The following is a 26,070-nucleotide window of genomic DNA, read 5'->3' as shown; positions in this document are numbered from 1 at the left end:
TGCGGCATTGCTTTTAAAAGGTGTCGACAATATGCTGGATCAATCGGAAGCTCCGGTGGTCTCCCCGGAAGAATCCCAGACAATGTCGGAGAACGTCTTTAGGCGTATACAGGCCGCGATCGTCAAAGGTGAGATCGCCCCCGGCAGCAAGATCTCCGAGCCGGAACTGGCGCGCACCTACGGCATCAGCCGCGGCCCGTTGCGTGAGGCGATCCACCGCCTTGAAGGCCAGCGCCTGCTGGTGCGCGTGCCCCATGTGGGCGCTCGCGTGGTGTCGTTGAGCCACGAAGAACTGATCGAACTCTATGAAATCCGCGAATCCCTCGAAGGCATGGCGTGCCGCCTGGCCGCCGAGCGCATGACCGATGCCGAGATCGAAGAACTGCGCCAGGTGCTGCATACCCACGAACGGGATGCGGCGTTCCAGGCCGGTGTCGGCTATTACCAGCAGGAAGGCGACTTCGACTTTCATTACCGGATCATCCAGGGCGCCGGCAACCGCACCTTGACCCAAATGCTCTGCGGCGAGCTGTACCAACTGGTGCGCATGTACCGCATCCAGTTCTCCGCGACCCCCAATCGTCCACGCCAGGCCTTTGCCGAGCATCACCGAATTCTTGACGCGATCGCCGATCGCGACGGTGAACTGGCCGAGTTGTTGATGCGTCGTCACATCGGCGCCTCCAAACGCAATATCGCCCGCCACTTTCCAGGCGGTGCTCCCCAGACAGCCACTCAGCGAGGTGAGTCATGAGTTCCAGTAACAACCGCACTCCAGGCCAGCGTTTTCGTGACGCGGTCGCCAGCGAACACCCGTTGCAGGTGGTCGGTACGATCAACGCCAACCATGCACTGCTGGCCAAACGCGCTGGCTTCAAGGCGATCTACCTGTCGGGTGGCGGGGTGGCCGCAGGCTCCCTCGGCGTGCCGGACCTGGGCATTACCGGCCTCGATGACGTGCTGACCGACGTGCGCCGCATCACCGATGTGTGCGACCTGCCGCTGCTGGTGGACGTGGACACCGGTTTCGGTTCCTCGGCCTTCAACGTGGCGCGCACCGTCAAGTCGATGATCAAGTTCGGCGCCGCCGCGATCCATATCGAAGACCAGGTCGGCGCCAAGCGCTGCGGTCATCGTCCGAACAAAGAAATCGTGTCCCTGCAGGAAATGGTCGACCGCATCAAGGCCGCCGTGGATGCGCGCACCGATGACAGCTTCGTGATCATGGCGCGTACCGATGCGCTGGCCGTCGAAGGCCTGGAATCCGCCCTGGAACGAGCCGCCGCCTGCATCGAGGCCGGCGCCGACATGGTGTTCCCGGAAGCCATCACCGAGCTGGACATGTACAAGCTGTTCGCGTCAAAGGTGAAGGCGCCGATCCTGGCTAACATCACTGAATTCGGTGCAACCCCGCTGTACACCGTCGAACAGTTGAAATCTGCCGATGTTTCCCTGGTGCTGTACCCGCTCTCGGCCTTCCGTGCCATGAACAAGGCTGCCGAGAACGTCTACACCGCGATCCGTCGCGATGGCACCCAACAGAACGTGATCGACACCATGCAAACCCGCATGGAGCTTTACGATCGTATCGACTACCACACCTTCGAGCAGAAGCTCGACGCGCTGTTCGCCGCCAAGAAGTAACGAACGCGCCTCCCGGATAACTACAAAATTGGAGAGTAACCATGGCTGAAGCAAAAGTACTGAGTGGCGCTGGCCTGCGTGGCCAGGTGGCCGGGCAGACCGCACTGTCCACCGTGGGCCAGGCCGGTGCCGGCCTGACCTATCGCGGCTACGACGTGCGCGAACTGGCCGCTGATGCGCAGTTCGAAGAAGTCGCCTACCTGCTGCTGTACGGCGAATTGCCGACCAAGGCCGAACTGGCTGCCTACAGCGCCAAGCTGAGCACGCTGCGTGACCTGCCCCAGGCGCTCAAAGAAGTGCTCGAGCGCATCCCGGCCGACGCCCACCCGATGGACGTGATGCGCACCGGTTGCTCGTTCCTCGGCAACCTCGAGCCGGAGCAGGACTTCAGCGTCCAGCGCGATGTCACCGACCGCCTGCTCGCTGCCTTCCCGGCGATCATGTGCTACTGGTACCGCTTCAGCCATGACGGCAAACGCATCGACTGCGTGACCGACGAACCTTCCCTCGGCGGTCACTTCCTGCACCTGCTGCACGGCAAGGCGCCGAGCGAGTTGCACGTCAAAGTGATGAACGTGTCGCTGATCCTCTACGCCGAGCACGAATTCAACGCGTCGACCTTTACCGCGCGTGTCTGCGCGTCGACCCTGTCTGACTTGTATTCCTGCGTCACCGCCGCCATCGGCTCGCTGCGCGGCCCGCTGCACGGCGGTGCCAACGAAGCGGCGATGGAAATGATCGAGCGCTTCCTGTCGGCCGAGGACGCTGTCGACGGCACCCTCGCCATGCTGGCGCGCAAGGACAAGATCATGGGCTTCGGCCACGCGATCTACAAAGACTGCGACCCGCGTAATGAGGTCATCAAGGGCTGGTCGAAACTGCTCGCCGAAGAAGTCGACGACAAGGTCTTGTTCCCGGTCTCCGAGGCCATCGACAAGGTCATGTGGGAGCAGAAGAGGTTGTTCCCCAACGCCGACTTCTACCATGCCTCGGCGTACCACTTCATGGGCATTCCGACCAAGCTGTTCACGCCGATCTTCGTGTGCTCGCGCCTCACTGGCTGGGCCGCCCACGTGTTCGAACAGCGCGCCAACAACCGCATCATCCGTCCAAGCGCCGACTACATCGGCGTCGAGCAGCGCAAGTTCGTGCCAATCGAACGTCGCTGAAGGCCGACGATTCCAGGACTGAAATGAGGGCAAAAGGTGGGAGGGGGCTTGCCCCCGATAGCGGAGTGTTATTCAACACCTATAGCAACTGATACACCGCCATCGGGGGCAAGCCCTCTCCCACATTTGAATCGCATTTCAAATCTGGATCAGTGGGTCCCTTTTGTAATCACCGTGACCGAGTCCCGACGATGAACACTGAATTTCGCAAATCGCTCCCCGGCAGCCGCCTCGATTACTTCGACGCCCGCGCGGCTGTCGAGGCAATCACCCCCGGCGCCTACGCCACCTTGCCTTACACCTCCCGCGTACTCGCGGAAAACCTGGTGCGCCGTTGCGCCCCGGCCACCCTCAACGCTTCCCTGAGCCAACTGATCGAACGCAAACGCGACCTCGACTTCCCTTGGTTCCCGGCGCGAGTGGTGTGCCATGACATTCTTGGCCAAACCGCCCTGGTCGACCTCGCCGGCCTGCGCGATGCCATCGCCCTGCAAGGCGGCGACCCGGCCCAGGTCAACCCGGTGGTGCCGACCCAACTGATCGTCGACCACTCCCTGGCCGTTGAAGCCGGTGGTTTCGACCCGGACGCGTTCGAGAAAAACCGCGCCATCGAAGACCGCCGCAACGAGGACCGCTTCCACTTTATCGAGTGGACCAAAAAGGCCTTCAAGAACGTCGACGTGATCCCGCCGGGCAACGGCATCATGCACCAGATCAACCTGGAGAAAATGTCTCCGGTGATCCAGGTGCGTGACGGCGTGGCGTTCCCCGACACCTGCGTCGGCACCGACAGCCACACCCCGCACGTGGACGCCCTCGGCGTGATCGCCATCGGCGTCGGCGGCCTCGAAGCCGAGAGCGTGATGCTCGGCCGCGCGTCATGGATGCGCCTGCCGGAAAGCGTCGGCGTGGAGCTGACGGGCAAGCTGCAACCGGGCATCACCGCCACCGACATGGTGCTGGCGCTGACCGAGTTCCTGCGTCAACAGAAAGTGGTGGGTGCGTGGCTGGAGTTCTTCGGCGAAGGTGCATCGGCACTGACCCTGGGCGACCGCGCGACCATCTCCAACATGGCCCCGGAATACGGCGCAACCGCGGCGATGTTCTACATCGACCCGCAGACCATCGCCTACCTGAAACTCACCGGCCGTGAAGACGCGCAAGTCGCCCTGGTCGAGCAATACGCCCGCCTGACCGGCCTGTGGGCTGACGACCTCAAAGGCGCCCAATACGAGCGCGGCCTGACCTTCGACTTGTCCAGCGTCGTGCGCAACATGGCCGGCCCGAGCAACCCGCACGCCCGTGTCGCCACCAGCGACCTTGCTGCCAAAGGCATCTCCGGCCAGTGGGATGACGTACCGGGGCAAATGCCCGACGGTGCGGTCATCATTGCCGCGATCACCAGTTGCACCAACACCAGCAACCCGCGCAACGTGATCGCTGCCGGCCTCCTGGCGCGCAACGCCAACAAGCTGGGGCTGACCCGCAAGCCGTGGGTCAAGTCGTCCCTGGCACCCGGTTCGAAAACCGTGGCCATGTACCTGGAAGAAGCCGGCCTTGGGCACGAACTGGAAAAACTCGGTTTCGGTGTGGTGGCCTTCGCCTGCACCACCTGCAACGGTATGTCCGGTGCGCTCGACCCGGTGATCCAGCAAGAGATCATTGACCGCGACCTGTACGCCACCGCTGTGTTGTCGGGGAACCGCAACTTCGACGGGCGTATCCACCCGTATGCCAAGCAAGCCTTCCTGGCTTCGCCGCCGCTGGTGGTAGCCTACGCGATTGCCGGCACCATCCGTTTCGACATCGAGAAGGACGTGCTGGGTCTCGACGCCGACGGCAAGGAAATCCGCCTGAAAGACATCTGGCCGAGCGACGAAGAAATCGACGCAGTGGTCAAGGCGTCGGTCAAGCCGGAACAGTTTCGCAAAGTGTATATCCCGATGTTCGCGATCCACGAAGACACCGGCCCGAAAGTCGCGCCGCTGTATGAGTGGCGCCCGCAAAGCACCTATATCCGCCGTCCGCCGTACTGGGAAGGCGCGTTGGCCGGTGCGCGTCCGCTCAAGGGCATGCGCCCGCTGGCGGTGCTGCCGGACAACATCACCACTGACCACCTGTCGCCATCCAACGCGATCATGCTCGACAGCGCCGCCGGCGAATACCTGGCGAAAATGGGCCTGCCGGAAGTTGACTTCAACTCCTACGCAACCCACCGCGGCGACCACCTGACCGCGCAACGCGCCACCTTCGCCAACCCGAAACTGTTCAACGAAATGGTGGTGGAAAACGGTAAGGTCAAGCAGGGCTCCCTGGCGCGCATCGAGCCGGAAGGCAAGGTCACACGCATGTGGGAAGCCATTGAAACCTACATGGAACGCAAGCAGCCGCTGATCATTATCGCTGGCGCCGACTACGGTCAGGGTTCGTCCCGCGACTGGGCTGCCAAGGGCGTGCGCCTGGCGGGTGTGGAAGCGATTGCCGCCGAAGGTTTCGAGCGCATTCACCGCACCAACCTGGTGGGCATGGGCGTGTTGCCGCTGGAGTTCCTGCCGGGCACCGACCGTCACACGCTGAAGATCGACGGCAGCGAAACCTACGACGTGGTCGGCAAACGCACCCCGCGTGCGCAATTGACCCTGGTGATCAACCGCAAGAATGGCGAACGTGTCGAAGTGCCGGTGACCTGCCGCCTGGACACCGCTGAAGAAGTGTCGATCTACGAGGCGGGCGGCGTGTTGCAACGTTTTGCCCAGGACTTCCTGGAATCGGCGGCGACCGTCTGAAGAGGATGACCATGGCACACGTACCGCAAATCAAGATCCCCGCCACCTACATGCGTGGCGGCACCAGCAAGGGCGTGTTTTTCCGCGTCCAGGACCTGCCCGAGTCGGCGCAGGTGCCGGGTGCTGCGCGCGATGCCCTGCTGTTGCGGGTGATCGGCAGCCCCGACCCCTACGACAAGCAGATCGACGGCATGGGCGGCGCCACGTCGAGCACCAGCAAAACCGTGATCCTCGCCAAGAGCAGCCGCGCCGGGCATGACGTGGATTACCTGTTCGGCCAGGTCGCCATCGACAAACCGTTTGTCGACTGGAGCGGCAACTGCGGCAACCTGTCGGCGGCGGTGGGTTCCTTCGCCATCAGCGCGGGCCTGGTCGATCCAGCCCGTGTGCCGCATAACGGCGTGGCCGTGGTGCGGATCTGGCAGGCCAACATCGGCAAGACCATCATCGCCCACGTACCGATCACCGACGGTGCGGTGCAGGAAACCGGCGACTTCGAACTGGACGGAGTGACCTTCCCGGCCGCCGAAGTGCAGTTGGAGTTCATGGACCCGGCAGCGGAAGAAGAGGGCGGCGGCGGTTCGATGTTCCCCACCGGCAACCTGATCGACGACCTGGAGGTGCCGGGAATCGGCACCTTCAAGGCCACGCTGATCAACGCCGGCATCCCGACGATCTTCATCAACGCCGAAGACCTGGGTTACACCGGTACCGAGCTGCAAGGCGCGATCAACAGTGACCCCAAGGCCCTGGCGATGTTCGAGACCGTCCGGGCCCATGGCGCGTTGCGCATGGGTCTGATCAAGCACCTGGACGAAGCCGCCCTGCGTCAACACACGCCGAAGGTGGCCTTCGTGGCTAAGCCTGCGGACTATGTGGCCTCCAGCGGCAAGGCGATCAAGGCCGGCGATATCGACCTGCTGGTGCGTGCCTTGTCCATGGGCAAGTTGCACCACGCGATGATGGGCACCGCAGCGGTCGCGATCGGCACGGCCGCAGCGATTTCCGGAACCTTGGTCAACCTCGCGGCGGGCGGCGTGGAGCGTAATGCGGTGCGCTTCGGGCATCCGTCCGGCACCTTGCGTGTCGGCGCCGAAGCCACCCAGGTGAACGGCGAATGGGTGGTGAAGAAGGCCATCATGAGCCGCAGTGCTCGGGTGTTGATGGAAGGCTTCGTGCGCGTGCCCGGCGACGCGTTCTAAAACCCAGCACCAATCCCCTGTGGGAGGGGGCTTGCCCCCGATAGCGGTGTGCCAGTCGACACATTCGTTAACTGACCCGCCGTCATCGGGGGCAAGCCCCTCCCACAAGGGATCTCTATTCCCAGGCAGGCATCCAAGATCTGCTTCCAGTAACCGTGAGCCCGAGGACTGACCCCCACCCACTTTGGAGAACAGCCATGAGCGCCAACGTCGACCAGAACAACCGTCCCGACTACGACCAGGTCCTGCAGGACATCGCTGACTACGTCCTCAACTACCGGATCGACTCGCCGGACGCGCTGGACACCGCCCGCAACTGCCTGATGGACACCCTCGGTTGCGGCCTGCTGGCGCTGCGGTTCCCGGAATGCACCAAGCACCTGGGGCCGCTGGTCGAGGGCACGGTGGTGCCGTTCGGCGCACGGGTGCCGGGCACGTCGTTCCGGCTGGACCCGGTCAAGGCCGCCTGGGACATCGGTTGCATCGTGCGCTGGCTCGACTACAACGACACCTGGCTCGCCGCCGAATGGGGCCACCCCTCGGATAACCTCGGCGGCATCCTTGCCGTGGCCGACCACCTTTCGCAACAACGCGTGGCCAATGGCGACGCGCCGCTGACCATGCGCGCAGTGCTGGAAGCGATGATCATGGCGCACGAGATCCAGGGTGTGATTGCCCTGGAAAACTCCTTCAACCGCGTCGGCCTCGACCATGTGCTGCTGGTGAAAGTCGCCTCCACGGCGGTAACCGCCAAGCTGATGGGCGCCAACCGCGAACAGCTGCTTTCGGCGCTGTCTCACGCCTTTGTCGATGGTCAGGCATTGCGCACCTACCGGCACGCGCCGAACGCCGGTTCGCGCAAATCCTGGGCGGCGGGCGATGCCTCCAGTCGCGGCGTGCGCCTGGCGGACATCGCGCTACGTGGCGAGATGGGCATTCCCGGCGTGTTGAGCGCGCCGCAATGGGGCTTCTACGACGTGCTGTTCAGCCACACCAACAAGGACTTGGCGCTCAAGCCCGAAGACAAGCGCACGTTCAGCTTGTCCCAACCCTACGGCACCTATGTGATGGAAAACGTGCTGTTCAAGATCAGTTTCCCCGCCGAGTTCCACGCGCAAACCGCCTGCGAAGCGGCAGTGACCTTGCACCCGCAGGTTGTCGATCGCCTGCATGACATCGAACGCATCGTGATCACCACCCATGAGTCGGCGATTCGCATCATTTCCAAGGTCGGGAAGTTGGCCAACGCTGCTGACCGCGACCACTGCCTGCAATACATGACCGCCGTGCCCCTGGCCTTCGGTAACCTGGTGGCCGAGCAGTACGAAGATGAATTCCACGCCGCGCACCTGATCATCGACGAGCTGCGCGAAAAGATGGTGATCGTCGAAGAACCGCGCTACAGCCGTGAGTACCTGGAGGCGGATAAACGCTCCATCGCCAACGCGGTGCAGGTGTTCTTCAACGATGGCAGCCACACCGAGCAGGTGGCGGTGGAATACCCGATCGGGCACCGCCGTCGCCGGGTGGACGGCATTCCGTTGCTGGAAGACAAGTTCAAGGTCAACCTGGCCACGCGTTTTACTGCCCAGCGCAGTGCCGGGATTTTTGCGTTGTGCAAGGATCAGGCGCGGCTTGAAGCGACGCCGGTGAATCGCTTTGTGGATTTATGGGTGATATGAAGGTGTCGCTGTTGCGCACGTTCCTGAACGCTAGGTTTTGACGCCGACACACCTTGCGATTCATGCGTCCTACATCTCAGGAACCGTTTTCAGATAGAAACCAATCAGGTGTCAGATGCCCTGCAGGCGCGGGTCATCTGGCAAGCGACGCTTGCGAATAAACACCTGAATCTGAGAAGGCGCTTTTATGACTAGCATAAACAATCGACAGCCAACGCCCTACACCGTCGGCTATGAAATGTCCCCGAAGCCCACGCCCATTCGCGGTGAAGACAGTGCCAAGGCGTCTGGCAATTCTAGCCCCCAGCCGTCTTCGGGGCCTTCCCGTCAGCCTATGAATGCGCCGCAGCTAGCTCATCGGGAGCTGGCCAACGCGTCGTCTGCCGCAAAAAGCGCCGTGCCCGATCAGCTACAACGGCTCGCTGGCCAGAATAAACAATTAAACGAAAAATATGATCAGATGGTCGCTAAGCTCGCGCCGCAAATCATGAAGCTCCAGGCGCAAGTAAACCAGCTCACTCAGTACCACAATGCGAAGACAACCCCTGGAAACGAGGCTGCTCCGTCGAACCCAAGTACTCGTGGTGGCCCGGCGGCGCAGCAGAACAGCAAGTCGCCTGACGCGCGCGCCCCTGCAGAAAATACACAAGCGTCCGGGCGCGATGCACCTCCCAGCCTTGAGCGGTTGACTGCCAACAATAAGCTCCTGAGCGATAAGCTCGATCAGTTGGAATCCTGGTTTAGTTCGACAGTTAAAGCGCTTCAAGGCCAGATTGGTGATTTGACTAAGAAGTTGGGCGGGGCAGATACCCCTGAAACCCGCACGCCTCCCGCGACACCAGGCGCAGGCAACGGCAAGCAGGCTGCGGCGAATAACATGCCGGCCAAAGATGCACCTAATGCCAACCAAGGCGCCGCATCGGGTAAGGCGAGCCTAGGTGCAGCATCGGGTCAAGCCAACCAAGGCGCGGCGTCGGGTAAGGCGAGCCCAGGTGCAGCATCGGGTCAAGCCAACCAAGGTGCGGCGTCAGGCCAGTCCAACCAAGCCAAACCGGCGGCGCAGTCCAGCGAAAGTAAGCCGTCGGCCCGGTCTGATGAATCAAGCCAGACGCCTCGTACCCTCGACGATCTTGCACGCGACAATGAGCAACTTCGTGCGCGCCTCGATCACATGATGGCTGAGTTCACCAAGATGATTTCCCAACTTCAACAGCAAATTGAGCGACTGAGTAACCAGATCAATTCGCTGAAGGGTTAAGGTCAGCGATGAAAAACGGGTCAATGTGGGCGCCTGCACCCGCATCGACCCTGTTCCGCTGGACATTCATTCAAAGCGCAAAATAACCCGACGGTTATGCTTGCTCTTCTTCTCGATCTTCTCGCAAAACACCCGACCGATTTCTTCAGTGTTGATCACATGGGTGCCGCCGCAAGGCTGGATATCGACCCCGGCAATTTCAATCACTCGCACTGAGCTTTGGATCACTGGCGGAGCCACCGCCTGGGTGCGGGTGATCTGCAGTAGGGTTGCGTACTCTGACGCGGGCATCGCCAGGGTTTGCACCTGATGGGCCTGTTCGATCAGCGCGTTGAGGTCGCGGGTGATGCTGTCCTTGTCCAGGGTCATTTCCGGCAGATCGAAATCCAGTCGTCCCTTGTCGGCGCTGATACTGCAGCCGGTGACCGGGGCGTCGATGATCGAGCACAGCAAGTGCAGGCAAGTGTGCATTTTCATGTGCTGGTAACGCCGGTCCCAATCGAGGCTGGCGTCCACTTGCACCCCAGCGCTCAACTGCTCGGGACAGTGTTCCACCTGGTGCCATATGATCGAGCGCTGCACCGGGTCGCGCACCGTGCCGACGATGTCGACGCGCGTGCCGTCGGCCAGGGTGAAGTGGCCGGTGTCACCGGGTTGCCCGCCGCCGGTGGGGTAGAACAGCGTGTGCTCCAGGGCGATGCCGTATTCGCTGACGGCAATCACCCGGGCGCTGAAGGCATTCTGGTAGGGCGCGCTGTCAAACAGCGCCAGGGTTTCCATGGTGTGCACAGACATGTTCAACCTCCGACAATCAATGGGCTGGCTTGCAGCAGGTGACGCACCATTGCGCTCAAGCCAGGGGGGGAAAGCAGGGTGATTTCAAATTCCGGCCCGCAGACTTTCAGGTTCAGCGGCAGGCGTGGCAGGCGGTCGGCCATTTCGATGCGGCGCAGGCGAAATTGCAGGTGATGGCGTTCTTTCACCGTGGGTTCCAGCATCAGCCCCTGCAACGGGTGAAAGTCCGCGTCCAGCACCGTGACCTTGTGGCTGGTGCTGATCTCGCCGACCACGTGCAGGCGCTCATCAAGGGCGAAGGCGCCGAGGTAGCTGCTGTGCTCCGATTCGTCGTTCTTTTGCAATTGGATCTGGTTGACCACCTTGACCTTGGTTCCCGCTGGCACGTCCTGGGTGATCACGCACGCTGGGCTGATAAACACGTTGTCGCCGATCTGCACGTAGCCCAACACGCGGGCGCCGGAGCCGATTTCGACGTTGTTGCCCAGGCGCGGGTGGCGCTTGCCGTCGGGGTTGTTGGCGATGCCACGGGCACCGAGGGTTACGCCGCAGAGGATGTAGCAGTCGTTGCCGATCTCGCAGGTTTCGCCGATCACTGTGCCGTAGCCGTGGTCGAGCACAAAGCGTCGACCGATGCGCGCTGCCGGGTGAATTTCGGCGCCGGAGAGGATCTTGCCCTGGTTGCTGAGCTTGAGGGCGATGCGCGAAAACATCCCGTTGGTCTGGTCGGGGAAATGCCACACCTGGTGCGCGATGCGATAGAACAGCACCGCCTTGAACGAGGCATAGGACTCCAGGATCAACTCGCCACGCCCGCGCGACGCCGGGTCGCGGTAGGCGTAGGCAATCAGGTCCTCGGCTACTGCCTGGGCGGCGTTCTGGACCAGCGGCGCCAAGTGCGGCTCCAGTTGCTTCATTTGCGTGGGCGTGAGGGTTTTGATGAGGTGGGTAAGCAATTCATCGTGCAGATGTTGCATGTCGATAAAGCCGCCCATGGAGGCACCCCCGCATTCTGGATGGTTGGATAACCGGTTATTCGAAACTGGGCAGGTAGCTGTCGGCATTGTCGTAGACCATGGTCAACACCACCGTTTCGGGCGGTAACTCGGGGGCGAGCTTGGCGATGGCCACCATATTGGCGGCCGAGGACAGGCCCAGGCTGATGGCGTCGGTGCGCATGATCCGTTTCATCATGTCGAGGCATTCCTCACGCGACACCTTGAGCATGCCGTCCAGCACGTCCAGGTTGAGGATGCTCGGGATCAAGCCGATCGACAGGCCCTGGATATGGTGCGGTGCGTGCTGGTTTTTCAGCAGGTCGCATTCCTCCGGCTCCACACCCATCACGCGCAGGGTCGGCCAGGCGGCTTTGAGGGTCTCGCCGATGCCGGTGATATGGCCGCCGGTGCCGATGCCGCTGACGAAGTAATCCACACGCTGCTCACCGAAGGCGCGCAGGATTTCCGGCGCGGTGGTGTCGCGGTGGGTCTGTGGGTTGGCACCGTTGCGTTGCTGGTTGAGCATCACGTAGCTAGGGTTTTCTAGCTGCAACTCCATGCACTTTTCGCCATGGGAATTGTTGCCGAGGCGGCTGTCCGACAGCACCACCTTGGCGCCGTACAGGCGCAGCAGTTTCTGCTTTTCGGGGCTGTAGTTATCGGGGATCACCAGCACCACTTTGTAGCCGAGCACGTTGCCGGCCATCACCAGGCCAATGCCGGTGTTGCCGCCGCTGGGTTCGATAATGGTTTGCCCGGCGTCGCGCATCAGCACGCCGCGGCGCTCGGCGTCGAGGATCATGCCCAAGGCGATGCGTGCCTTATGGCTGCCACCGGGGTTGAGGGATTCCAGTTTGGCGTAGACCTCGATGCCAAGGTCTTCGGAAAACTGCGCCAGGCGCACGATCGGTGTGTGACCGATGGCGTCGAGAATTGAGTTATGCAACATCAGGTCGTTACCCAGGGCCGTGATCAGTACAAAGGCATGTCGGGTTCGACGTCGCGAACCCAGTGTTTCATGCCGCCTTGCAGAACTTTGGTGTTGGCGAAGCCGGCTGCCAGCAGGGTGCTGGCCGCTTGCTCGGCGCGGGTTCCGGCGTAACAGATCAGGTAGTGGGTGTTGTCTCGACTGAGGTTGTCGAGCTGGCCGTCCAGTTCGGCGAGGGGGATATGCACCACGCCCGGCAATTTGCAGACCTCCAGCTCGCTCGCGTCGCGCACATCCAGCAGCACGTCGGCGCTGCTGTGGCGTTCGAGCAGTTGCTTGAGTACCTGAGGCTTGATGTAGCGCTCTTCGGCCAGGCTGGGTTTGCTCGGTATGGCGTCGGCGCAGACTGCGGGCGCCAGGGTTTCGCTATGGCGCAGTTCCGAGCAGCAAGGGCAGTCGGCGCGTCGCTTGAAACGGATCTCGCTGAATTTCATCGCCAGCGCATCGAAGCGCATCAGGCGACCGGACAAGGGTTCGCCGATGCCGATCAGCAATTTGATCGCCTCGGTGGCCTGGATCATCCCGACCACCCCCGGCAGCACGCCGATCACCCCGCCCGCGCTGCAATTAGGCGCCAGCTCCGCTGGGGGCGCCTGGGGAAACAGGCAGCGGTAGCAAGGCCCGCCCTTGTAGTTGAGCACGCTGATCTGTCCGTCGAAACGGTAGATGGCGCCATACACCAGGGGTTTACCCAACTGCACGCAGGCGTCGTTGACCAAGTAGCGCGTATCGAAATTATCGGTGCCGTCGATTATCAGGTCGTAGGCGCCGACCAGTTCCAGAGCGTTGTCGGCGGTCAGCGCGGTGTCGTGGGCGTTGATCTGGATGTGGCTGTTGAGGTCTTCCAAGCGTTGCTTGGCGGACGCGACCTTGGACATGCCCAAGGTGCTGTTGCCGTGGACGATCTGGCGTTGCAGGTTGCTGCTCTCGACTACATCGAAATCCACCAGCCCCAGGGTGCCGATGCCGGCCGCCGCCAGGTACAGGCTGATGGGCGAGCCCAGGCCACCGGTGCCGATGATCAGCACCTTGGCTTTTTTCAGCTTCAACTGACCTTCGCGACCGACGCCGGGCAGGGTGATATGGCGCACGTAACGCTGGACTTCTTCATTGCTCAGGCTGTCGACGTCGATGCCGCCGGAGGTGGCGAGCAGCACTTCGATCCTGGCCTTTTCCGGTAGCTGGTCGTCTGCGTTGATCAACGCTTCTTCGGCGGTAAACAGGAAGTGTTCCTTGAGCTGGTTGTTCTTTTCGTGAAACAGGTGCGCACGCAATTGCGGGTGGCTACTGCAGAGGTTTTCAATGACTTCGCGCAATGTCGATCCGGTGCCCTCAAGGGTCGATTCCGGCAGCTTGGCCACGCGAACCAGAATGTCGGGGAAAGAGACAGCGTTCATGGACAACTCCGTGTGCAGGTCGTTGAGCGGTTGAAGGGCGAAATGCTTGCTATCCCAGGCAAACAGCTTTGAGCCCAGGGCCCGGCCCTGGCGAACGTCCACCACCAGGTAGCTGACGGGGTAGATCGGCTCGCCCATGAACAGCGCCTTGTCCTGGTCTTCGTCGCTGAAATAGGCGCCGACGTCGGGGTGGGAGTGGTAGATCACCACCACCGGGTTGTCGCTGCGAAATGCTTTGTTCAGCAGCAGCGTGTCGGCCACTGAAAAGGTGTAGCCGTTGGCCGCGCTGCGCGGGTACATCTCGGGGTTCTTGCGGTGCAGCTCGTTCTGGATATTGCTGCCCAGGTACACGCTGCCGTCGGCGAAGACGAAGCCACAGCATTCTTCGGGGTAGCTGCGGCTGGCGTGGGCGTAGATCTGTTCCAGGGCTTCTGGGCGGAGGACGTCCATGTTTCTCTCGCGTTGCTGTGTGAGGGCCGGGAGGGTCAATTTTTCTTGGCCATGAGTTTTTCGATGGGCAACTTGGTGATCGCAAAACCGGCCAGCAGGATGGCCGAGTACAGCATGAGGTCGCGGGAAATCGCCACGCCTTCATACCAGGCGCCGATGATCACGGCGAACACCGGAAAGATGATGAACACGAACGAGAGGATGATCGGGCTGAGGCGCTTAAGCAGCATGAAATACACGATGAAACCACCCACCGACGCCACCAGGCCCAGGTAGAACAAGGCGCCCCACGAGCGCAGGGTGATGGCTTCGAAGGTCGGCGTTTCAAACCACAGGCCGGCGACGAACAGCATCAGCCCGGCGATTCCGATGGGCAGTGTGTTGTAAGTGATCACGCTGATGGCGCTGCCTTTTTGCTTGGTAATGACGTAGCACAAGGCATGCATGATTGCAGCGCTCAGAATCGCCAGTACCCCGAAGAACTCGGCGTGGTCCAGGTGCAGGCCCTGGCTCTTGATGATCATGTAAAGGCTGCCGAAGCCGATACCGATGCCGACCACCTGGGAAAAGTAGATGCGCTCGCGCAGGAACAGCGCTGAGAAAATCAGGATGAACACCGGCATGCAACTGAACAGCAGGGCAGTGAGGCCGGACGAGACATGCATCTCGCCGTAGTTGAGCAGGTAATAGGGCACGCTGAAGTAGGACAGGGTTACGAACACGAAGAACCAACGGCTTTCCCGGGGGAACAGGATCGGCTCGCGGCGCACCATGGCGAAACACAGGAACAGCGGGAACGCGATCAGAAAGCGCAGGCCGGCGGAGGTCAGCGGTGGCACGCTCTCCACGGCAATTTTGATACCCAGCCAGGTGGTGCCCCAACTCAGGCACACGATGAGAAACATCACGCTGGTCACCAGGCCGGCCAACCACTGTTTTTGAGTTTTTGTTTTTGCGGCGTTTTCGAGAACGGCGGACATTGGCATCGTTTATTACTTCCCTGAGCCGGAATTGAACTCTATATTGAACTTGTAATAAGTTATTTTTTTCGGCGATTGAACCCGTAAAAGCACACTATTAGGGCGAAAGATGGCTGTCAAAACAAATATTGACATGGTGTCAATTATGCGTGAGGGGTTGTCCAACGGGCAGGGCGTTAAGTACAAGCGCCTATCCGATGTTATGGAGCGGGGCATCCTCGAAGGCTTGATTGAACCGGGACGAAAACTACCGCCCCATAGGGTGCTTTCCGACAATTTGGGGGTGACCATCGGCACCATCAGCCGGGCCTACGGCGAGCTGGAACGTCTGGGGTTGGTGGTGGCGCGGGTCGGTGACGGCACGTTCGTGCGCAAGCGTGGGATGGAGCGTCAACGGGATGAAGGTTTTCGCAACTTCAGCGAGGAGCCGCGCCAGTACTTCGACATGAGCCGCAACATGCATATTCCGGGGCAGGAGACGGTGTTCCTGGCGCAGAGCTTCCAAACCCTGTCGACCAACGCCAAGTTTCTCCAGGACATCAGTGCCTACACGCCGGACGCTGGCCTGCCGCGTTACCGCGAAGCGGGCGCGCAGTGGCTGGTGCAGCGCGATTTTCATCCCATCCCAGAGCAGGTCATTTGCGTCAACGGCGGCCAGCATGGGTTGCTCTGCGCGATGATGGCGCTGCTGCGCGCAGGCGATACGGTGGTCACCGAGCAACTGACTTATCCCGGGCTGATCACTGCCGCGCGCATGCTCGGTGTGCGGCTGATCGGCCTGGAAATGGATGAAGAGGGTGTGTTGCCCGGGGCTCTGGATGAAGTCTGTCGCAATCACCGGGTTTCGGCCTTGTACTGCACGCCCACTATCCAGAACCCGACCACAGCGGTGTTATCGGTCGCACGCCGCGAGGCGCTGGTCAAAGTGTGTCGCGAACACAACCTGCTGATTCTTGAAGATGAAGCCCACGGTGTGCTGGTGGAAGACCGACCGCCGCCCCTCAGCTATTTCGCGCCCGAGCGTACGATTTTGATCAGCAGCTTGAGCAAAGCCGTGTCGGCGGGGTTGCGTGTTGGCTATGTGCATGCGCCGCCGGCATTGGTCAGTCGTATTTCGGCGGCGCTACGTTCGACCTGTTGGATGGCCACGCCGGTGACTCTGGAACTCGCCACCCAGTGGATCGAGAACGGCACGGCGGAATACCTGCTGCGCCAGCAAATCAACGAGATCAGTCGGCGCAAAGCCTTGGTGCAGGGCCTGTTGGTCGGCCTGGAATACCGCACGCACCTCAATAGCCCGCACTTCTGGATTGAAGTCCCGGAGCCTTGGCGTGCGTCGGAAATCGAGGCGGAACTCAAGCAGAATAATTACCTGATCGCCACCGCCGAGGCCTTTGCCGTGGGGCAGACAGCGGTGCCGCAGTTTATTCGGGCGAGTATTTGCAATACGTCGGGCGATGATCAGTTGTTGCGGGCGGGCTTTGATGCGCTGGCCACTGCACTGGGGCAGGGTGGCGGGCGGTTTCAGCTTTGAGCCACATGTCACAAGCCACAAGCAAAGAGCTGACGGGCTTTTACTTGCAGCTTGTGGCTGTTTTTACTTGAATCTGCGTTCTACGCCCTTTTCCACCAGAATTTTCGCCGAGATCTCTTCCACTGAGAAATGCGTGGAATTGATGTGCGCAATGTTCTCGCGACGGAACAGATTTTCCACTTCGCGCACTTCGAATTCGCACTGGGCATAGCTGGAGTAGCGGCTATTGGGTTTGCGCTCGTTGCGGATGGCTGTCAGGCGATCCGGGTCGATGGTCAGGCCGAACAGCTTATGTGCATGCGCGCGCAGGGCCGTCGGCAGTGTCAGGTGCTCCATGTCGTCTTCGGTCAGCGGATAGTTGGCCGCGCGGATGCCGAATTGCATAGCCATGTATAGACAGGTAGGGGTCTTGCCGCAGCGCGACACGCCGACCAGGATTATGTCGGCTTTGTCGTAGTAGTGGGTGCGGGCCCCATCATCGTTGTCGAGGGCGAAGTTCACCGCCTCGATACGTTCCATATAGTTGGAGTTATGCCCAATGGAATGGGACTTTCCGACGGAATAGGAGGAGTGCTCACTCAACTCTTGTTCCAGCGGCGCCAGGAAGCTCGAGAAAATGTCGATCATGAAACCATTGGAGGTTGCGAGGATCTCACGAATGTCTTGATTGACGATGGTGTCGAAAATGATCGGACGAAAGCCGTCTTTTTCTGCTGCCAGATTGATTTGTTGTACCATAGCCCGCGCTTTATCCGCGTTGTCGATATAAGGCCGCGTGAATTTGGCGAAGGTAACGTTTTCAAACTGCGCGAGCAGGCTTTGACCCAGAGTTTCGGCTGTGATGCCGGTGCCGTCGGAAATAAAGAAAGCAGATCGTTTCATTTGAGCCCTGGGCCTTAAGCTGATGGCGAATCTTGGATATGATAGGCGCGACTTTGCCGTCCCACATTGGGCCGCATTCTCACTTATTTTCCAGGTCCAGGCCACAAGCGCTGGCGAATGCTCCTACTGAGCCGCCGGCGTCCTGAGCTTTTCCAATACAGAAAGTGGAGAGATCACCTTGGTAGAGTACGTAGTTTCCCTCGATAAGCTCGGCGTCCATGATGTGGAGCACGTAGGGGGCAAGAACGCATCCCTCGGCGAGATGATCAGTAATCTTGCAGGCGCTGGTGTCTCGGTGCCAGGTGGTTTTGCCACCACTGCCCAGGCTTACCGTGATTTTCTCGAACAGAGCGGCCTCAACGCTCAGATCCACGCCGCGCTGGACGCTCTGGACGTCGATGACGTCAACGCCCTGGCCAAGACCGGCGCCCAGATCCGTGAGTGGATCATGGACGCCGAGTTTCCCGAGAAACTCAACGAAGAAATCCGTACCGCATTTGCCACGCTGTCGGCCGGCAATCCGGACATGGCAGTCGCTGTGCGCTCCTCGGCTACCGCCGAAGACTTGCCCGACGCCTCCTTTGCAGGCCAGCAGGAGACCTTCCTCAACATCCGCGGCGTGGAAAACGTGATCCGCGCAGCCAAGGAAGTGTTCGCTTCTCTGTTCAACGACCGCGCGATTTCCTACCGCGTACACCAAGGGTTCGACCACAAGCTGGTGGCCCTGTCTGCTGGCGTGCAGCGCATGGTGCGTTCGGAAACCGGCACCGCCGGTGTGATGTTCACCCTGGATACCGAATCGGGCTTTCGTGACGTCGTGTTCATCACTGGCGCCTACGGCCTGGGTGAAACCGTCGTACAAGGTGCGGTGAACCCGGACGAATTCTACGTGCATAAGCACACCCTTGAGGCTGGCCGTCCGGCCATCCTGCGCCGTAACCTGGGTAGCAAGGCCATCAAGATGATCTACGGCGACGAGGCCAAGGCCGGTCGCTCGGTGAAAACCGTTGATGTGGACAAGGCCGAACGCGCGCGTTTCTGCCTGAGCGACGCCGAAGTCAGCGAGTTGGCCAAGCAAGCGATGATCATCGAGAAGCACTACAAGTGCCCGATGGACATCGAGTGGGCCAAGGACGGTGACGACGGCAAGCTGTACATCGTGCAGGCCCGCCCGGAAACCGTGAAGAGCCGCACTTCGGCCAACGTCATGGAACGCTACCTGCTCAAGGAAACCGGCACTGTGCTGGTGGAAGGCCGCGCCATCGGTCAGCGCATCGGCGCCGGCAAGGTGCGGATCATCAAGGACGTGTCCGAGATGGATAAGGTGCAGCCAGGGGACGTACTGGTCTCCGACATGACCGACCCGGACTGGGAACCCGTGATGAAGCGCGCCAGCGCCATCGTCACCAACCGTGGCGGGCGTACCTGCCACGCGGCGATCATTGCCCGTGAACTGGGGATTCCTGCGGTAGTCGGTTGTGGCAATGCCACCCAACTGCTCAAGGATGGCCAGGGCGTGACCGTATCCTGCGCCGAAGGCGACACCGGCTTCATCTTCGAAGGCGAGCTGGGCTTCGACATCAAGCAAAACTCCATCGATGCGATGCCTGACCTGCCGTTCAAGATCATGATGAACGTCGGCAACCCGGACCGTGCCTTCGACTTCGCGCAATTGCCGAATGCCGGTGTGGGTCTGGCTCGCCTGGAATTCATCATCAACCGCATGATCGGCGTCCACCCCAAGGCCCTGTTGAACTACGACGGCCTGCCGCCGGAAATCAAGGACAGCGTCGACAAGCGCATCGCCGGCTACAACGACCCGGTGGGCTTCTATGTCGAGAAGCTGGTGGAAGGCATCAGCACCCTGGCTGCAGCGTTCTACCCGAAAAAGGTCATCGTGCGGCTGTCGGACTTCAAGTCCAACGAATACGCCAACCTGATCGGCGGCAAGCTCTACGAGCCGGAAGAAGAAAACCCGATGCTGGGCTTCCGTGGCGCCTCGCGTTACATCAGCGAAGCGTTCCGTGACTGCTTCGAACTCGAGTGCCGCGCCCTCAAGCGCGTGCGCAACGAGATGGGCCTGACCAACGTCGAGATCATGGTGCCGTTCGTGCGTACCCTGGGCGAAGCGAGCCAAGTGGTGGACCTGCTGGCCGAAAACGGCTTGTCCCGTGGTGAAAACGGCCTGCGCGTGATCATGATGTGCGAGCTGCCATCCAACGCCATTCTGGCCGAAGAGTTCCTGGAGTTCTTCGACGGTTTCTCCATCGGCTCCAACGACCTGACCCAGCTGACCCTGGGCCTGGACCGCGACTCGGGGATCATCGCGCACTTGTTCGACGAGCGTAACCCGGCGGTTAAGAAGCTGCTGGCCAACGCCATCCAGGCCTGTAACAAGGCTGGGAAGTACATCGGCATTTGCGGCCAAGGCCCTTCCGATCACCCTGACCTAGCCAAATGGCTGATGGAGCAGGGCATCGAAAGCGTCTCGCTGAACCCCGATTCGGTGCTGGAAACCTGGTTCTTCCTGGCGGAAGGCCAAGCGTCCGCCTAAGGTCGACGCGTCAAAAGTGCCGGTCAATCGTCAGGTTGGCCGGCATTTCTTATCTGTACAGGGCGGAACTCCTTCCGGACGCCGCCCTTTTTTGTGCAAGAGCATTATGCAAAGCAGCAGCAACCTGTTTCCCGTCGCCCTGATCAGCGCTGAACGTCGTGGCGACCTGAGTGAAGATGTATACCGGCTCAAACCCGGCAACAGTCCCGACGGCACCGTCGAGCTGGCCGTGACGCGTTTGGGCCTGGCCGATGCCCCGGAAAGCCGGGGCATCCCCGTGATTTTATTACATGGCAGCTTTTCCAATCGGCGCTTCTGGTACTCACCCAAGGGTATCGGCCTGGGCGCCTACCTGGCACGCCAGGGGTTTGATGTGTGGGTACCGGAAATGCGCGGCCATGGCCTGTCCAAGCGCAACCAGGACTACGCCCGGAATCGGGTCGTCGACTACGCGCGCTACGATTTGCCGGCTATCGGCGCGTTTGTGCGCGAGCAAAGCGCGCAGATTCCCCACTGGATCGGGCACTCCCTGGGCGGCACCACCCTGGCTGCTGCCTTGGGTGGCCAGTACCTTGGTGCGCCGGCAGTGGCTTCAGTGGCGCTGTTCGGCAGCCAGGTCAGTCGCTCCTTCTGGCCGTTGAAAATTCCACCGGTGGAGTGGGGCGCTCGCTTGCTCCTGAAGCGGTTTGGCCAGTTGTCCGGCCCGCGGCTCAAGCGGGGCCCCGAGGACGAGCCGGTGGGCGTGATGATCGAGACCATGCGCTGGCACGGCCTGTTCGGACGGTTTGGCGAGGCTGGCCGTGATTGGTGGAAAGGCCTCGCGGAAGTCAACGTGCCGCTGCTGGCCGTCAGTGCCGCCGGCGACCAGCAGGACCCGGACTGGGCTTGCCGCAAGCTGTTCGAACAAGTCGGCTCAGAGCATCGCCAATACCTGTGCCTGGGACGCCAACAAGGTTTTACTGGGGATTTTGGGCACGTGGAGATGTTGGTCAGCAAAGCGGCCCAGGCCGAAGTCTGGCCGCTGGTGGAGCAATGGCTGAATGATCCGCTCACACCGTTGTTTGGTGCTCCGGCTGAGGCATTGGTCGTAGTTTGACGCAGCGCTCTGCCAAGGGCGTTTCGCTCGTCTGTGGTTGCGGCTAAGATATGACGCGTTAAACGCTTCTGGTCATATTCAGTCGCGCAGTGGCTATTGCGTAGCGGCGAAACGGATGGGATGTTTTGCCGCTGCCTCGGCTGGCGCCTCTTTCGAAAGACACGTCTTTGACAGAAAGGAAATTTTTCAATGAACCACTACGTCACTCCCGATCTTTGCGACGCCTACCCGGAACTGGTTCAGGTGGCCGAGCCGATGTTCAGCAACTTCGGCGGCCGCGATTCCTTTGGTGGCGAGATCGTCACCATCAAATGTTTCGAGGATAACTCCCTGGTCAAGGAGCAGGCCGACCAGCCGGGCGCCGGCAAGGTGCTGGTGGTCGACGGTGGTGGCTCCCTGCGTCGTGCGCTGCTGGGCGACATGATCGCCGAGAAAGCCGCGAAAAACGGTTGGGAAGGGCTGGTGATCTACGGTTGCATCCGGGATGTCGACGTCGTCGCCCAGACCGATCTCGGCGTGCAGGCCTTGGCCAGCCACCCGATGAAGACCGACAAGCGCGGCATTGGCGACTTGAACGTGGCAGTGACCTTTGCCGGCGTGACATTCCGCCCGGGCGAATATATCTACGCCGACAATAATGGCGTGATCGTGTCGCCCAGCCCGCTGAAAATGCCTGAATAAACCGCAATAACCGACAGGGGTGAGGATGTTCGAGGAAGACAACGCGCAGTGGGGCCTGGTGCATGCCCTGGTGCTGGATGGTAAAGGCGGTGCGCGTTCGATTGCCCGGACTGAGCTTGACCAATTGCAACTGCAGCCCCAGGAAAGCCTGTGGCTGCATTGGGATCGCAGCCACCCGCAAACCCAGACCTGGCTGCGCAAGGCCAGCGGCTTGAGTGAATTCGCCTGTGACCTGCTGCTGGAGGAGAACACCCGCCCGCGCCTGTTGCCGTTACCGGACGCTGAACTCCTGCTGTTCCTGCGCGGGGTCAACCTCAATCCGGGCGCAGAGCCGGAAGACATGGTTTCGGTGCGTATCTTCGCCGCGGCCAGCCGGGTGATTTCCCTGCGCTTGCGCCCGCTGCGCGCCACCGATGAACTGCTGGTGCAGTTGGCGGATGGCAAGGGGCCAAAAACTGCGTCTGAACTCATCCTTTATATGGCGCAGTACCTGACTCACAAAGTCCAGGATCTGGTGTCCGACCTGTCTGAAATCGTCGACGTAGAGGAAGAAAAACTCGATACCGACGAACGGTATACCCCGGAGCATGGCAGCATTTTGCAGATCCGTCGGCGAGCAGCCGGACTCAAGCGATTCCTGTCGCCGCAGCGGGATATTTTTGCCCAACTGACGCGGATCAAATTGCCGTGGTTCTGTGATGACGATGCTGACTATTGGAACGAATTGAACAACAGCCTGACCCGCTACCTGGAAGAACTCGAATTGACCCGGGAGCGCGTGGGGCTTGTGCTGGAGGCCGAAGATCGGCGCTTGAGCGTGCGCATGAACCGTACAATGTACCGCTTTGGGATCATCACCGGGATCTTCCTGCCGATGAGTTTTTTGACCGGCTTGCTGGGCATCAATGTGGGGGGCATACCGTTCTCTGGCAACCCTTACGGATTTGTGATTGCCTGCTTGCTGATGATCTCGGTGGCGCTCGGACAATGGTGGCTATTTCGACGATTGCGCTGGGTTTGAGCTGAATATGACCTGAACGTAGGAAGGGTCCGATGTGACCTCGGGAATTTAACCCTCGTCTTTTAAATCACTTGCGAGAGGTCTTTATGCACGATCCGTTCGAACAGTCTTTGCGTGACATGCTCAATGCGTCGCCATCCAACCGTGATGACGATGCCTGCCTGGGCCGCGTGTTGAAAACCGCCAACCGTCAGGTTGGGGCGGGGGATCTGTTCGGTCTGCTCGGTCGTTGGTTGCCAGCATTGATGATGGCGCTGAACAATGGTTCGGCCCACGTCTCGCCGGTTTCCCGTCGTAAACCTCTTGCTCGCACTGCTGATAAGGCTGATTGAATATGGAACTTGATCTCTGGACCCAGAGCCTGGTCACCGCGATGACCGCATTATGGACCAAGGTGGCGAATTTCATTCCCAACCTGTTTGGGGCGCTGGTCCTGGTATTGCTGGGTTTTGTCGTGGCCAAGCTGCTCGACACCCTGCTGTCCAAGCTGCTCGCCAAACTCGGCCTGGACCGTTTGATGGCAGGCACCGGCCTGACCAAGCTGCTGGGCCGTGCAGGGCTGCAAGTGCCGATCTCGACCCTGATCGGCAAGATCGTTTATTGGTTCGTTTTGCTGATTTTTCTGGTTTCTGCGGCTCAATCCCTTGGCCTTGAGCGAGTTTCAGCTACGCTCGACATGCTGGCACTGTATTTGCCGAAGGTATTCGGCGGCGCGCTGGTACTTCTCGTCGGCGTTTTACTCGCACAACTGGCCAACGGGCTGGTACGCGGGGCTGCTGAAGGCGTCGGGCTGGACTACGCGGCAGGCCTGGGGCGAATTGCCCAGGGGCTGGTGATCATCATTAGCATTTCCGTCGCGATCAGCCAGTTGGAGGTCAAGACTGACCTGCTCAACCATGTGATTGTGATTGTTTTGATTACCGTTGGTCTGGCAGTTGCGCTGGCCATGGGCCTGGGAAGTCGTGAAATTGCCGGTCAGATTCTTGCGGGAATCTATGTGCGTGAGTTGTATCAGGTAGGGCAGCACGTGCGTGTGGGCGAGGTCGAAGGGCAAATCGAGGAGATCGGTACGGTCAAGACAACCGTGCTGACCGATGACGGCGACCTGGTGTCGCTGTCCAATCGGATTCTCCTGGAGCAGCAGGTCAGTAGCCGCTAACCCGGTAAACCCTGCTAATGTACGCCGCCGCGAACCTGGGTGACCGGGCTGTGGCGGACATTGACCTGACTGTCGGCACGACTTGTTTTGAATAAAGCCCAAACGCTGTCCACGCGCTATGACCCCCGTGAGCTCTCTGATGAGGAGTTGGTCGCGCGCTCGCACACGGAGCTGTTTCACGTGACACGCGCGTATGAAGAGTTAATGCGCAGGTATCAACGCACTCTGTTCAACGTTTGTTCAAGGTATTTAGGGAACGATAGAGATGCGGATGATGTCTGTCAGGAAGTGATGCTCAAGGTGTTGTATGGCCTGAAGAACTTCGAGGGCAAATCGAAGTTCAAGACCTGGCTGTACAGCATCACGTACAACGAGTGCATCACGCAGTATCGGAAGGAACGGCGAAAGCGTCGCTTGATGGATGCTTTGAGTCTGGACCCCCTTGAGGAGGCGTCTGAAGAAAAGGCGCCGGCACCCGAGGATAAGGGCGGGCTTGATCGCTGGTTGGTGCATGTGAATCCGATTGACCGAGAAATTCTGGTGCTACGTTTTGTCGCAGAGCTGGAATTTCAGGAAATTGCTGACATCATGCATATGGGTTTGAGTGCTACAAAAATGCGTTACAAACGTGCTCTTGATAAATTACGTGAGAAATTTGCGGGCGAGACTGAAACTTAGTGCGTGGCAAATATCTCTTACGTGTAGGCAAGTTCTGTTAGACTTGTCGCCGAGTTGTCCCCCGGTTTGAGGGACTGCTTTACAATCACCAGATGGGGATTTAACGGATGAAACTGAAAAACACCTTGGGCTTGGCCATTGGTTCTCTTATTGCCGCTACTTCTTTCGGCGCACTGGCACAAGGCCAAGGCGCAGTTGAAGGCGAGCTGTTCTATGCGAAGAAGTTCAACGACAGTGTTGATCACGTCGAAGACGGTCGCACTCCAGGCGCTTCGATCGGTTACTTCCTGACCGACGACGTTTCGGTGAACCTTACCTACGGCAAGCTGGATTACACCCGCTCGAACGACGGTACTGGCAATCAGAAGATCCGTGGCGATCAGTTCGGTCTGAAGAGCCAATACCACTTCGGTACCGTTGGCGACGCGATCCGTCCATACGTTGAAGGCGGCGTTGCTCACGGCAGCCAGACCAACGTAGCTGCTGACGGCCATACCGGTCGTGACCAGTCGACTTTCCTGACTACTGGTGCAGGCGTTAAGTGGTACATCACTGACAACCTGTACGCTCGTGGCGGCGTTGAAGCTGACTACAAGCTGGACAACGGTAAGTGGGACTACCAGGCCCTGGTTGGTCTGGGTGTGAACTTCGGCGGTAGCGGCGGCAAGGCTGCTCCAGCTCCTGCTCCAGCACCAGCTCCAGAGCCAGTTGCAGCAGAGCCAGAAGCTCCAGTTGCTAGCGTTGTTCGTGTTGAGCTGGACGTTAAGTTCGACTTCGACAAGGCCGTTGTTAAGCCTAACAGCTACGGCGACGTGAAAAACCTGGCCGACTTCATGAAGCAGTACCCAGCTACCCACGTAGAAGTGGCTGGTCACACTGACTCCGTAGGTCCAGACGCTTACAACCAGAAGCTGTCCCAGCGTCGTGCTGACGCTGTTAAGCAAGTCCTGGTTAAAGACGGCGTAGCAGCCAACCGCGTTACTTCGGTAGGTTACGGCGAATCCCGCCCAGTTGCTGACAACGCAACTGAAGCTGGTCGTGCTGTTAACCGTCGCGTAGAAGCTGCGGTTGAAGCTCAAGCTGCTCAGTAATTACTGAGTAGTAGAAAAAAACCCG

The 26,070-nt window shown here is 60.3% G+C and carries 22 protein-coding genes; 16 read left to right on the top strand and 6 right to left on the bottom strand.

What is annotated here, in order from left to right; translation table 11 throughout:
* The first annotated feature begins 34 nt into the window (after positions 1–34).
* The 7 genes from P3S72_RS22910 (at position 35) to P3S72_RS22880 (ending at position 9,741) form a co-directional block, all read left to right on the top strand.
* Positions 35–754 (top strand): GntR family transcriptional regulator, encoded by a 720-nt coding sequence (locus tag P3S72_RS22910; RefSeq protein ID WP_276197981.1) that lies wholly within the window; start codon positions 35–37, stop codon positions 752–754.
* On the top strand, positions 751–1,644 hold the full coding sequence (gene prpB, locus P3S72_RS22905; RefSeq protein ID WP_247401165.1) for a methylisocitrate lyase: 894 nt from the start codon (positions 751–753) through the stop codon (positions 1,642–1,644). Before P3S72_RS22910 ends, prpB begins: the two co-directional genes overlap by 4 nt.
* Before the next feature lie 41 nt (positions 1,645–1,685).
* Positions 1,686–2,813: a 2-methylcitrate synthase gene (gene prpC, locus P3S72_RS22900; protein WP_276194349.1), complete on the top strand. Its 1,128-nt coding sequence runs from the start codon at positions 1,686–1,688 to the stop codon at positions 2,811–2,813.
* 191 nt (positions 2,814–3,004) lie between these two features.
* The gene (gene acnD, locus P3S72_RS22895) at positions 3,005–5,599 is read left to right on the top strand and encodes a Fe/S-dependent 2-methylisocitrate dehydratase AcnD (protein ID WP_276194348.1); all 2,595 of its coding nucleotides are present in this window, start codon (positions 3,005–3,007) and stop codon (positions 5,597–5,599) included.
* Positions 5,600–5,610: 11 nt separating this feature from the next.
* Entirely contained in the window at positions 5,611–6,801 is a 1,191-nt protein-coding gene (gene prpF / locus P3S72_RS22890) for a 2-methylaconitate cis-trans isomerase PrpF (RefSeq protein WP_276194347.1), read from the top strand.
* Positions 6,802–6,998: 197 nt separating this feature from the next.
* Positions 6,999–8,483, top strand: a complete 1,485-nt coding sequence (gene prpD / locus P3S72_RS22885; RefSeq protein ID WP_276194346.1) for a 2-methylcitrate dehydratase — start codon at positions 6,999–7,001, stop codon at positions 8,481–8,483.
* 187 nt (positions 8,484–8,670) lie between these two features.
* Positions 8,671–9,741 (top strand): hypothetical protein, encoded by a 1,071-nt coding sequence (locus P3S72_RS22880; protein ID WP_276194345.1) that lies wholly within the window; start codon positions 8,671–8,673, stop codon positions 9,739–9,741.
* 66 nt (positions 9,742–9,807) lie between these two features.
* Here P3S72_RS22880 and P3S72_RS22875 read toward each other — a convergent pair whose 3' ends face one another.
* From P3S72_RS22875 to P3S72_RS22855, 5 genes are read right to left on the bottom strand one after another with little or no spacing between them, the layout of a single operon-like run.
* Positions 9,808–10,536: an alanyl-tRNA editing protein gene (locus tag P3S72_RS22875; RefSeq protein WP_276194344.1), complete on the bottom strand. Its 729-nt coding sequence runs from the start codon at positions 10,534–10,536 to the stop codon at positions 9,808–9,810.
* 2 nt (positions 10,537–10,538) lie between these two features.
* Positions 10,539–11,531 carry a serine O-acetyltransferase gene (locus P3S72_RS22870; RefSeq protein ID WP_276194343.1) on the bottom strand — a complete coding sequence of 331 codons (993 nt, stop codon included), beginning with the start codon at positions 11,529–11,531 and terminating at the stop codon, positions 10,539–10,541.
* A gap of 37 nt (positions 11,532–11,568) precedes the next feature.
* Positions 11,569–12,483, bottom strand: coding sequence for a PLP-dependent cysteine synthase family protein (locus P3S72_RS22865; RefSeq protein WP_276194342.1), 915 nt, complete (start codon positions 12,481–12,483; stop codon positions 11,569–11,571).
* A 23-nt stretch (positions 12,484–12,506) separates the two neighbouring features.
* On the bottom strand, positions 12,507–14,369 hold the full coding sequence (moeB, locus tag P3S72_RS22860) for a molybdopterin-synthase adenylyltransferase MoeB (protein WP_276194341.1): 1,863 nt from the start codon (positions 14,367–14,369) through the stop codon (positions 12,507–12,509).
* Between the two features lie 35 nt (positions 14,370–14,404).
* Complete coding sequence (locus tag P3S72_RS22855; protein ID WP_276197980.1) at positions 14,405–15,298, bottom strand: EamA family transporter; 894 nt, start codon at positions 15,296–15,298, stop codon at positions 14,405–14,407.
* A gap of 160 nt (positions 15,299–15,458) precedes the next feature.
* Between P3S72_RS22855 and P3S72_RS22850 the strand changes: the two genes are divergently transcribed.
* Positions 15,459–16,883, top strand: a complete 1,425-nt coding sequence (locus P3S72_RS22850) for a PLP-dependent aminotransferase family protein (protein ID WP_276194340.1) — start codon at positions 15,459–15,461, stop codon at positions 16,881–16,883.
* A 63-nt stretch (positions 16,884–16,946) separates the two neighbouring features.
* Here P3S72_RS22850 and P3S72_RS22845 read toward each other — a convergent pair whose 3' ends face one another.
* Entirely contained in the window at positions 16,947–17,765 is an 819-nt protein-coding gene (locus P3S72_RS22845; protein ID WP_276194339.1) for a pyruvate, water dikinase regulatory protein, read from the bottom strand.
* Between the two features lie 178 nt (positions 17,766–17,943).
* On the opposite strand from P3S72_RS22845, the gene ppsA reads away from it, so the two are divergent.
* The 8 genes from ppsA (at position 17,944) to P3S72_RS22805 (ending at position 26,045) form a co-directional block, all read left to right on the top strand.
* A complete protein-coding gene (gene ppsA, locus P3S72_RS22840) occupies positions 17,944–20,319 on the top strand; it encodes a phosphoenolpyruvate synthase (RefSeq protein ID WP_276194338.1) in 2,376 nt (791 codons plus the stop codon).
* 106 nt (positions 20,320–20,425) lie between these two features.
* On the top strand, positions 20,426–21,415 hold the full coding sequence (locus P3S72_RS22835; protein WP_276194336.1) for an alpha/beta fold hydrolase: 990 nt from the start codon (positions 20,426–20,428) through the stop codon (positions 21,413–21,415).
* A gap of 189 nt (positions 21,416–21,604) precedes the next feature.
* Positions 21,605–22,096, top strand: coding sequence for a ribonuclease E activity regulator RraA (gene rraA, locus P3S72_RS22830; RefSeq protein WP_017845207.1), 492 nt, complete (start codon positions 21,605–21,607; stop codon positions 22,094–22,096).
* A 25-nt stretch (positions 22,097–22,121) separates the two neighbouring features.
* Complete coding sequence (locus P3S72_RS22825) at positions 22,122–23,117, top strand: zinc transporter ZntB (RefSeq protein ID WP_276194335.1); 996 nt, start codon at positions 22,122–22,124, stop codon at positions 23,115–23,117.
* An 86-nt stretch (positions 23,118–23,203) separates the two neighbouring features.
* Positions 23,204–23,449, top strand: coding sequence for a hypothetical protein (locus P3S72_RS22820; protein ID WP_005790375.1), 246 nt, complete (start codon positions 23,204–23,206; stop codon positions 23,447–23,449).
* Positions 23,450–23,451: 2 nt separating this feature from the next.
* Positions 23,452–24,276, top strand: coding sequence for a mechanosensitive ion channel domain-containing protein (locus P3S72_RS22815; RefSeq protein ID WP_017845209.1), 825 nt, complete (start codon positions 23,452–23,454; stop codon positions 24,274–24,276).
* A gap of 87 nt (positions 24,277–24,363) precedes the next feature.
* A complete protein-coding gene (gene sigX, locus P3S72_RS22810; RefSeq protein WP_276194334.1) occupies positions 24,364–24,954 on the top strand; it encodes an RNA polymerase sigma factor SigX in 591 nt (196 codons plus the stop codon).
* A 107-nt stretch (positions 24,955–25,061) separates the two neighbouring features.
* Positions 25,062–26,045, top strand: a complete 984-nt coding sequence (locus P3S72_RS22805) for an OmpA family protein (protein WP_276194333.1) — start codon at positions 25,062–25,064, stop codon at positions 26,043–26,045.
* The last annotated feature ends 25 nt before the right edge of the window (positions 26,046–26,070 follow it).

The sequence above is a fragment of the Pseudomonas sp. D3 genome, assembly GCF_029320995.1.
In the GTDB taxonomy this organism is placed as follows: domain Bacteria; phylum Pseudomonadota; class Gammaproteobacteria; order Pseudomonadales; family Pseudomonadaceae; genus Aquipseudomonas; species Aquipseudomonas paraveronii.
Note: the sequence above shows the minus strand (reverse complement) of the source record. Positions and strands in the feature narration are given on the sequence as shown.